Raw genomic sequence first — 9,842 nt, 5'->3', positions numbered from 1 at the left:
GAGCGCTGTCTATGCCTGAGAGACGGGAGGTTCACACCGTGATTGACCAAGACCAGGTGCAAATTATTTCGGAGCTTTCACGGGATCTGGTCCGCCAGATAGCTCCCGCGGAGTTGCCACGGTTCGAGGCGGCTCGCACTGCTTACTTCGAGGATCCGGACAAGGTGCTGCGAGGGAGCTCGCCCCAGGATGAGATCCTCGGCTTCGGCATGGGAGAGCTATTGACCCAGATGACCCCCGTCATTCTGACGGTCGCCACCCAGGTCGTCACGTTCCTTGGGGTGGAGATCAAGAAACAGATCAGGACGGAGAGCACGGGTTTCGTGGGAGAACTCGTGAAGAGAATGTTCAAGAAGTTCAGGGAGCCCATGGACAAGCCTCAGTCCAAGGGAATCTCGCTGACTCCCGAGTTGCTCACCCGCATACGCGAGACGGCCCTTCAAAGTGCCTCCAGGCTCAACCTGCCGCAAGGCCAGGCGGCCTTGTTGGCGGACGCGGTGGTGGGCAACCTGTTCCTTGCTCCGGCAGGGTAATGCCACCCTCCGGGCGAGAGATCTCCGCGGTCATCGTCCCTGACCCGGCAGCGAATAGAGGAGGTTCATGGAGACCCCCACCTGGCCGGTCTCCTCGCCCGTGAGGGCCCAGTTCATGCCACCGGACACGGCCACGCCGCTCCGCCCGATCGGAAGGCTGGCACCCCATTGAGCCTGCAGGTAGTTCCCGGGCCGGCTCGCAAGGCTGAGAACACGCACCTGCGAGTCCTGGCCAATATGGCCTCTCAACCCAAGGCTCGAATGCAGTCTTGGCATGCCCCGGAGGAGCCGGACCCTCACGGCCAGGGCAGCCGCCAGGGTAACCCCCAGGGCGCCATTCCCGGATTGGAGCAAGTAGTCCGGCCCCAGCGAGGCCATGGCATCGAGCCGCCATGGGGAACTCATGTCCCTGACGAGGCCGTACGTCCCGGAGCCCAGGAGCGCTGCGCGAAAGGGCACGGCGCTGGACCGGGTCGTTGGAATGTCCATCTGAACATTGAGCCCCCCATGGGACGCGTCGGCCGCGTCCTGGAAGCCGTTGAGGGCTTTGCGGAGCAGGGGAGACGCGGACACTGCGGCCCGGAAGCGGGCAGGAAGTTCCGGGGAGCAGGCGGCAAGCCCATCGAGCGTGGTGCCAGGACGGAGGAGGAGCTCGAGACACTGGGTCCGCTGCTCGGGAGTAAGCCCATCGAGCGCGCGCTTCAACTCCTCACGTTGAGCATGGAGCACCGTGGCCGACAGGGTCTCGAACTCGCTGCGGGCCACTGCAGCGCCGATGAAGTCAAGGTTGGCCCTCAGCCCAAAGAATCCTGGCGGGGGCGTCTCGATGGGCGCGGGGAGTACCACGCTGACATCGAAGAGACGCGAGAGATGCACGAAAGAACTCAGATCCTCGCTGGAAAGGGCGAGCGGGTTGGCGGAGAAGGAAAAGAGACTGAAGCGGCCATTACGGCTGGCCACGATGCCCAGCGAGGCCCCCGTGAGCCCTACCGTCTGGACCTGGGCCGTGGCATCGATCTGGCCGGGCGTTCCGGCGATTCCAGCACCGAGGGCCTGCGGGACTGCCTCGCGATGTATGACCTCGACGGCCTCGTCCTCCCGAAGGAGTTGCCCAAGACGTGATTCATCCACCAGGAAGGGACTGGCCAAGAGCGAACATGCTTCCTGTTCACTTGAGGGGCAGTTCTCAAGTCCAGGGCAACTGGGGTGCAGGGATTGGTAACGCTCCAAACAGGGCTCTGGAGCCTGCGCCACGACGAGTGCCAGGACAGCGACAATCATGAAGGACCCCCTCCCGGAAGCTTTCCCCGGCAACGGGAAAGGACCAGACACCCAGGAGCGCGGCACATGTGTCCATTGACTGTGGAGCGCTCCAGCTGGAACTCACCAGCAAGCCCTTGGTGCAATTGTCCTGTCATTGCGATGACTGCCAAGCCATGCACGGCGCCTCTCGGCCAAGCACACCCGTGCCTGGCCATCCCTGCCTCATGCGAGGAGGCCTCCCGTCTTCTCACCTCCGTCACAAAGGAACCTCTCGCCTTCAGACTCAGATGACCCTGGGGATGACCCAGGCCTGGGAGGAAGGGCATGTCGGAGCACAGCGAGGCCCCATCCAGCGCTCGCTGGAGCTTAGGCCCCAGGTTTCTGGCCAAAATTCGCGCGGCGCTGCGGAATGGATTCGGGAGCTACACCACCTCCATGGCCTTGCTGGCGGTGGCCTGCTTCTTCGCCCGGCAGATGCTTTTCCCAGTGGAACAGGGAATGACGCAGCTGAAGCGGATCTTCAAGGTGGAGCAGGAACCCTCTTCCTCGGCCCAGCGTCCCGCCATGCCGGCCGCCATCATTGGCAAGCACCTCACCTGGACGGTGTGCCAGGCAGAATCCTGGGAAGAGGCGAAGGCTCTGAAAGAAGGCCCCGACTCCTCGCCCGAGAAATCAAGGATCCAAGAGGGCGGGACGGTTCCCGACCAGACCTACTCCTTGTTCATGGCTCACCTCCATGAAGAGGCGAACATCAAGCCCGGGGATGAACGGTTCAGCACCCTCCAGGCACTCACGACCCCAGAAGAACAGCGCCGCTGGTCGCGCCCCGTCGAACCCTTCCCCAGAGCGTTCGAGGACAAGGGCCGCGAGAGCTCGACCCTGCGGATTCCCAGTCCGCTCGTGTCCTTCTCCGATTCATCCGGCCAGCAGCCCTCCTTTCACGCCAGTCTCTGGCGCTCCCTGAGCATCGAAGCCCTGCGCCCGATGCTCAACAAGCCCGCAATTGAGCTGCCCTCGGACCGTCCCTCTCACGTGGACCTCTCCTTGGACGTTCCCGTTTTCAAGAATTTCTATTTCATCTCGATGGACGGCGCCCTGCGCTCCCTCGTCCCGCTGAGGACACCGCTCGTCGCCCATCATGCCTTCACGGAAAGCAACGCGTTCCAGCAAACCCTGCTACCGACCACAGAGCAGCCGTGTGTGAGCCGCGACTATCCGAAGGAGCGGTACCACTCCCGCCCTCACATCGACCTGAACGGCAATGGCATCGTCACCACCCTCTGCTACCGCGTCTCGGATCGCCATGGCCGCCTGGGCGCCTTTTGCACCGACATCAGCCTCCCGCCTCGGCTCATCCAGCAGTCGCTCCGGGAGCAGCGCCTCTTCAAGACGACGCTGGTCCGGGTGAAGGAGCCCTCCACGAAGGAGGACCTTCCCGAATTAACCGTCTGTGGGCAGCCAGGCTTTCCCTGCCCAGGCCGCGCCTTCGAAGTTTCCAGTGATCCCGAGCGCCGCGAAGCCAGAGCCGCAGCCCTGCAATGGTGGCGGGAATTCTCCGGGCACCCCTCCTATTCGGGCGCTTCGGACTTGACCGTCACCTCCGGAGGCCACTTCGCCGCGGCCATCCACCACAGCGGGCTGGGAAATGCCGACCGTTATGAGATCGCATTTTTCAAACCGGCCCCGCGCGGCATCAAGGATTGGGTCAGCTTCGTCGCCGTCGTCGCCTGCCTGCTTGGCATCACAGCGCTCACCTTCCGCTGCTTCTTCCTCAAGGACCAACGGAGGGACTCCGCCCTCATCCGAGGGCTGCCCGTGGGCGTGGTGCGCTTCACCGAGGACGGGCGCATCATCGCCGCCAATGACCGGGCCGAGGAGCTCCTGCGCAGGCCGATTCCCAAGTTCGGGGTACACGATACGTCGTCTTGGCTCCCCACCCCGCCTTCCGAGAACCTTCAGCTCGCGGACCTGGTCTGCGACGGCAAGGTCTATTTCCGGCGCGGGTCCACCTTCGTGTCGGGCCCCCTCGAAAAACTCCGGACTCAACGCCGGGAAGGCACCACGGGGGAGTACTGGGCGCGGCTCGACGTGACGGATGGCGCCGCGAAGGTTTCCTGGTTCCGCATCATCGGCTCGCCCATCTTGCGCCCCCGAGGCAAGGGTCACGTCTTCTGCATGTTCGAGCGGGCAGATGAGCAGACGCGCATCCTGCTGGAGAAAGCCCGTAGGGCAGAGAACGCTCGAAAAGCAGCAGAACACCCCTGACGAGAAAACGGGCCATCATGCTCTCGAACGTCCTCAATGAAGTCTCGCTGCACTTCATCCTCGTCCTCTGCGCGGCGGTCGGCTCCCTGGTGCCCTACGTCATCCAGCACTACGCCAAGCCCAACATCATGTTCCAGCGTCATCAGCTCGGCGGAGACTCCCGTCACCAGCGCTTCGTCATCCGCAACTTCGAGTCCACCCCCGTCCCTGGCCCCTTGGTGCTCGAGTTGCACGCCTACGGCCGTATCCAGGAGGTGGAAGTGTTCGCGGGTCCTTGGGTCAAGGAGCCCCCCCGCATCCAGGGGAAGACCGCCTACTTCACGCTCTCGGCGTTTCCCGCAGAAGGCGTCGTGGTGGTCAAGGCCACGACGGAGAGCCCCGTGGTGGGCCTGACGCTGAAGGTCTCCGAGCACTCCAAGGTCATGCCGCGCAATTTCGAGCAACTCCGGCCTTGGACATTCTGGCGTCAGCTCAAGGCATCCCTGGCCCAGTGGATCGTGGGCCTGCTCATCGCACTCCTCATCTTCACCTCGTGCATCTACGTCCACTTCCAGGGCAAGCTCTGGGCCTGGGACGTGTACCTCATCTCCATCTTGCTTCTGGGGTCCCTCCTTCTCTACGGCTTGATGGTGCCCATTGGGGGCCGGGAGACCATCGCGGGCTACCTGGGGTGGAACGAGACAGGCCACCTGGCCAAGGCTCCGGCCGACGACACCGCCCCCCTCTCACAAGCGGCACCCCGCCTGCCAAAGACGCAGACAGGGTGGATCAGAATCCTGCGCTTTCTGAGCAACTGGAGAGTGAATTAATGGTGGTGCGGGCCGTGACCGCCACCGGCATCCTGGTCCGGCGGAACCACTTCCAGTAGCTCCATCATGCCCTCATCCTCGTGGGACACGATGTGGCAGTGCAGCATGAACTGGCCGATGTAGCGCTTGTACCGGGTGCGCAGCCGGAATTCCTTTCCAACGGGCACGAAGAGCGTGTCCTTCCAGACGATCCTTCCCTGCTCATCCGTGAACTGGAAGGGATTGGTGTGGATATGGAAAGGATGGCCCGGGAAGAACTCCGGGACGCCCGTACTGGTGACGTGCCACTCCTCCACCGCGCCCAGGGTCAGCTTGCGAGGGGGCGCATGGGGATCGAACTCGACGCCGTTGAGCAGGAATTTGAAGACCGGATTGGGCAGCGGCTCCACCATCTGGACTTCGAAATGTGCTGGCTGCGGCATGTCGCTGGTGAGCTCGTCGTCCGTGATGGGCTTGAACGGCGCGAACGGTGCCAGCGCCTGCGGCTTGGGCAGCTTCATCATCTTCACCGGCCCGTCCACGATGATGCGTGCCAAGACCCTGGCAGTGGGGTTTTGCTCCACCTCGTCGATGAGCAGGTAGGTCCCCTTCGCCAAGGGCTTCCCATCCCGGCCCACCGCCTGGATCAGCACATCCTCCCGGTATCCAGGATGCATCTCGGTCACCTCCACCTTGTCGAGGCGCCCCGTCGTGATGCCGTCCATGGCAATCAAGTAGTAGGGAATGCTCTCGGTGGCGGGGTTGCCGCCCTCGCGGACCAGCCGGAGCCGCAAGGGGAAGTGGATGCCCGCGTGGATGAACCGCCAGCGCTCCACTTCTCCCGGCTTCATCTGGAAGGACGGCAGCGTCTCTCCATTGAGGGTGACGCGCCGTCCCTGGGGCACGAGCTCGCTCAGCCAGGTGAATTCGAAGAGCTGACCGAACTCCTCCACCATGTTCGCCTGCTTGGGAGGTTGTGCGTAGGGGTCCGTGACCATCTTGTAGGGAATCTGCTGCAGGACGATGATGCGCTCCCGGGCTCCGCGGATCCCTTCGACCTCGTCGATGCCGCCGCGGACGATCAACGGCCCCGCCATGCCGCTGCCCAGTTGAATGCCCACAGCCCCGTGCTTGTGGGCATGGTACCAATGGGTGCCAGCCGGGTGGTCACTCGGAATCTTGACCTCGTACTCGAACTCCTGATTGGGGCCAATCGCAACCAAGACGTTGTCCGAATTTCCGGCGGGTGAAACATGCATCCCGTGGAAATGGAGGTTGGTGACATTGAAACCATGCGGGCCGTCGTGCGGATGGTCGCCTACCAAGTCTTCCTTGAAGGGAAGCTGATTCTTCAGAAGAACCTTCAGCGTATCTCCTGGACGAACTTCCATGGTCTGTCCCACCAATTTCCCATTGTAGGACCGGAGGTTCACCAGATCGAACTGCTCACTGCCATCAGCGAGCACCCGGCGGATCTTGTGGGTGGCGTATTTGACCACCACCTCATGGTACACCTCGCGCGCGAGCGGCCTCCCCCAGGGGCCTCCATGGTCAGGCCCATGCTCATGCCCAGGCCCATGCTCATGCCCAGGGCCGTGCCAATGTCTGTCATCCCGGAGACCCGAAGAGTGCCCCCCGGTCTCCCCTTGCCCGCCCGACGCCGAATGCTGCATGTCATGCTCGTTGCCGCTCATGTCTGCTCTCCACTCTTTCTCAGAGCCGCCCGTCCTGGATGGCCACGCGGTGCCCGCCTCTGGTGCTGGATTCATGCCGCGGTGGGCCTTGCGCCGTGACTGGCTGGCCGCAGGGGAGGGCCAGCCGCTGCAACCGCGTCATGCGCGTACAGTCCCATCCGGTGTGAGAGCACCTGTCGGGCCGCATGTGCCCCCAGGACGCCCTCCAGTGGGGCTGAGGGTTTTGCTTCCGCCGGTTCTTTGACGTCCCGTGCGCTCAAAGCAGGAATACGCACCTATTCATTTTAACCGTAAATACATGTATAGAGCATCCAGGAGGATTCCCCCTTGATGCCACCCCGCCGTCGCGCCCTTGGCGCATCCGCCGCGTTCGCCGCCTGCCTCAGCGTCTCCTTCAGCGCAGGCGCCGCTCCCCGGCCCGTGTATGCGCCGAGCGGTGGGTTCGCCGATCCGTCCGTGGTCAACCACAACGACCAGTTCTACGGCATGGCGACCGGAAGCCTTGTTCCCTCGGCCCAGGGGAACATCGCCTCCGGTCCCTGGGGGGCCGAGGGGCCTGCCCTCACCGCGAAGCCCTCGTGGGCCACGGGCGGCGGCATGTGGGCCCCGGACCTGGAGCGGATCAGCGCGAACGAGTGGGTGCTCTACTTCGCCGCCCCTGTGAACGGGCTGGACGCCAACCAGCGCTGCATCGGGGCGGCCACCGCCAGCTCGCCCCTCGGGCCGTTCACCCCGGTCGCGGGCGGGCCGCTCGTCTGCCCGGGGGCAGCGAACGTCCCCACCCCGGATGACCCCGTCCCGGGCCGCCCCCTCGCGAACGCCGGCGTCATCGACCCGTCCGGATTCAAGGACAGCGACGGGGCGCGCTTCCTGCTCTACAAGACGCAGCAGCTGCCCTCGTCGCTGCGCATCGTCCGGCTCAACGCCGCCGGCACCCACGTGGCCGGCGGCGCCACCAGCCGTCAGCTGCTGCGCTCGGACCGCATCGTGGAGAACCCGGTCCTCGTGAAGCGCGCCGGGGACTACATCCTGTTCGCCTCGCGCGGCCCGTACAACAAGTGCACCTACGAGACCATCTGGATGCGGGCCAACGGCGTGGGCGCCAACGCCTTCAACAGCGTCACGCAGCACACCCTGCTCACGGATGGAAACACCGGCGGCGTGTGCGGCCCCGGCGGCGCGGACATCGCCGCGGCGATTGACGAGGGGCAGCGGATCTTCTTCCACGGCTGGCTGTGCGGTGGCAGCCCCTGCCCGATCAACTTCGACGCTCAGACCGACGACCGGGGCCACCGGGGCCTGTACCTGGGCGTGCTGGGCTGGGACTCCAATGACAACCCGGTCGTCAACAAGTTCCTCAGCCCGGAGTGACCCGTTCCCCCTTTCCCCAACGCGCCAGGGATACACCCCGGCGCCTGCCCCTGAGACACCATGCTCAAACTCTTGTCCTCGGCCGTCCTCAGCCTGCTCATCTCCCTGGGGCTCATGCCCTCCACCCATCCAGAGGAAATGGAGGCACTCGCGGTCACGACGGCCACCGTCGCGACCCACAACACCCTTCACGGGAGCGCGACCCTCAAGCCGCTCGCGGACGTCATCGGCTGGCAGGAGGTGGACACCGACGAGGGCCACTCCAAGCTCGGCGCGCTCGAGTACTACGACCACTTCCGTCCTGGCGAAGGCAGGCTGGACGCCCGCAACTCCATCGCCATCTCGTGGCGCAAGAACAAGTACGAGAAGACGGGAGACGGCTCCCGGCTCACGCACGGTGGTGAGGCCGGGGTAACGCCCTCGCGCTTCGTGAACTGGGTGGTGCTGAAGAACAAGGACACCGGCGCGAAGCTGGCGTTCATCAACACCCATTACATCTCCGGCGCCTGGAACGGTGAGCACCCCGAGCGCCAGGAGCGCTGGCGGACGCACAACGCCGTGGTGCGAGAGGTCGTCGCGGAGCTGCTCTCGCGGGGACTGCCCGTCGTCCTGGTCGGCGACTTCAACCGTCCGCTCGCGCAGGACATCCCGGGGATGAACCACCTGAACACGGCGGGTGTCGCCGGCGTGCCCATCGACCAGATCTACGTCACCCGTGGCATCGGCACCGGTCCCGCCGAACGCCTGGAGAAGTACGGCTCCGACCACTTCGCCTACACCGCGACCGTCCAGTTCTAACCCCGGTTCTCGCGGGATGCGCCGGTCCCTCCGGCCGTCCCGCGGGAGCCCGCGCCCGGGCATTGCCCGGCGCGCCCGCCCGTGCCTGGCAGAGCGTCCCAGCGGATGCCGCCGTGGCCGGAGCAGGGCGGCTGTAGAACGTCAGCCAACGCTCATTGGCCAAGCCTCTGGGTCCATATCTCACGCTGCCCGCTGGGTTTATCTGAGGCGACACAAAACGTCGCAGCCCACCCATGCCCTGGCGCACCGGAGAAAGCCCCCCATTCCCGGGGCATCTTCGCAAGGAGAGATGAACCCATGCCTACCATTGCCACGTCGGATGTCCACGCTGCGCTCAATCGCGCGGCGGAGCAGCTCCTCGGCGCCGCGGGTCCCGATGGCATCGTCAGCCGGAAAGACATCCGCGCCAGGCTCCTCTCGCTGGAGGGCACGGAGCGGGCGCTCGTCGACACGCTCTATCGATTCATCGACCGCCGCGACAGCGCTCGCTCGGCCCGGGTGACCAAGGCCGATATCGGCGCCGCGCTCAAGTTCATCCAGACCGACCTCGTCGATCGCTTCGATCTCGACAACAACGGCCTCTCCGAGGACGAGATCGCGCGCATGTCCGAGCTGGGCAAGCTCGCCGTCACCCTCGCGCGATCGCTCAAAGCGGCGACCGCGCCCACGGGCGAAGCGCTCGCGAAGAAGATCGGCGAGCTCTCGAAAGGACTCTTCTTCGACGGCTACTACGGCACGGAGGGCGGGGTGCCCATCCAGCCCTTCCACGCCGCGGCAAAGCTCTCCCAACTCACCCCGGACGTCCTCCGCTCCACGCTCAAGCTCACGAACCGGCCGGAGCACGAGGTCGCGAGGTTCGAGTCCGCGGATTCGTGCCTCCAGGCGCTCATCAATGCGCATTACGACATGCCCGAGCAGGAGCAAGCCGAGGAGCTCGTCCGGTTCATGAAGGCCCACCTGCGCGGGATCCATGCGGCGCTCCTCGGCCGCGACAATCCGGAACTGGGCGCGGAGCACCCGCTCTACATCGTGGGGACCGACTCCGCCGGCAATCTCGTGGGGCTGAAGACCGGCGTCATCTGGACCTGAAGCTTTCCCTGGCCGCTGTGCATCCTGCTTTCGTGAAAGGA

Annotated in this window: 8 protein-coding genes and 1 pseudogene; 7 read left to right on the top strand and 2 right to left on the bottom strand. The window is 64.9% G+C overall.

The genetic code is table 11. The annotated features are described in order from the left end of the window. The first annotated feature begins 38 nt into the window (after positions 1-38). Positions 39-533, top strand: a complete 495-nt coding sequence (locus tag KY661_RS01345; RefSeq protein ID WP_225408449.1) for a hypothetical protein — start codon at positions 39-41, stop codon at positions 531-533. Between the two features lie 30 nt (positions 534-563). On the opposite strand, the gene KY661_RS01340 is transcribed toward KY661_RS01345, so the two are convergent. Beyond that, positions 564-1,682, bottom strand: a complete 1,119-nt coding sequence (locus KY661_RS01340; RefSeq protein WP_225408448.1) for a hypothetical protein — start codon at positions 1,680-1,682, stop codon at positions 564-566. Positions 1,683-1,882: 200 nt separating this feature from the next. On the opposite strand from KY661_RS01340, the pseudogene KY661_RS37875 reads away from it, so the two are divergent. From KY661_RS37875 to KY661_RS01330, 3 genes and pseudogenes are all read left to right on the top strand, one after another. Next, positions 1,883-1,972 (top strand): annotated as a pseudogene (locus KY661_RS37875) (GFA family protein); the annotation flags it as partial. A 259-nt stretch (positions 1,973-2,231) separates the two neighbouring features. Next, entirely contained in the window at positions 2,232-4,061 is a 1,830-nt protein-coding gene (locus KY661_RS01335; RefSeq protein ID WP_225408447.1) for a PAS domain-containing protein, read from the top strand. A 17-nt stretch (positions 4,062-4,078) separates the two neighbouring features. Further along, entirely contained in the window at positions 4,079-4,870 is a 792-nt protein-coding gene (locus tag KY661_RS01330; protein ID WP_225408446.1) for a hypothetical protein, read from the top strand. On the opposite strand, the gene KY661_RS01325 is transcribed toward KY661_RS01330, so the two are convergent. Beyond that, entirely contained in the window at positions 4,867-6,351 is a 1,485-nt protein-coding gene (locus tag KY661_RS01325; RefSeq protein WP_225408445.1) for a multicopper oxidase family protein, read from the bottom strand. The two genes, KY661_RS01330 and KY661_RS01325, sit on opposite strands and share 4 nt — an antisense overlap. A 522-nt stretch (positions 6,352-6,873) precedes the next feature. Between KY661_RS01325 and KY661_RS01320 the strand changes: the two genes are divergently transcribed. From KY661_RS01320 to KY661_RS01310, 3 genes are all read left to right on the top strand, one after another. Beyond that, positions 6,874-7,914 carry a glycoside hydrolase family 43 protein gene (locus tag KY661_RS01320; protein WP_225408444.1) on the top strand — a complete coding sequence of 347 codons (1,041 nt, stop codon included), beginning with the start codon at positions 6,874-6,876 and terminating at the stop codon, positions 7,912-7,914. Positions 7,915-7,974: 60 nt separating this feature from the next. After that, on the top strand, positions 7,975-8,712 hold the full coding sequence (locus KY661_RS01315; protein ID WP_225408443.1) for an endonuclease/exonuclease/phosphatase family protein: 738 nt from the start codon (positions 7,975-7,977) through the stop codon (positions 8,710-8,712). 297 nt (positions 8,713-9,009) lie between these two features. Then, positions 9,010-9,801 carry a nuclease A inhibitor family protein gene (locus tag KY661_RS01310; RefSeq protein ID WP_225408442.1) on the top strand — a complete coding sequence of 264 codons (792 nt, stop codon included), beginning with the start codon at positions 9,010-9,012 and terminating at the stop codon, positions 9,799-9,801. Positions 9,802-9,842 lie beyond the last annotated feature (41 nt).

The sequence above is a fragment of the Allostigmatella hybrida genome (genome assembly GCF_020103775.1).
Lineage (GTDB): Bacteria > Myxococcota > Myxococcia > Myxococcales > Myxococcaceae > Hyalangium > Hyalangium aurantiaca.
Note: the sequence above shows the minus strand (reverse complement) of the source record. Positions and strands in the feature narration are given on the sequence as shown.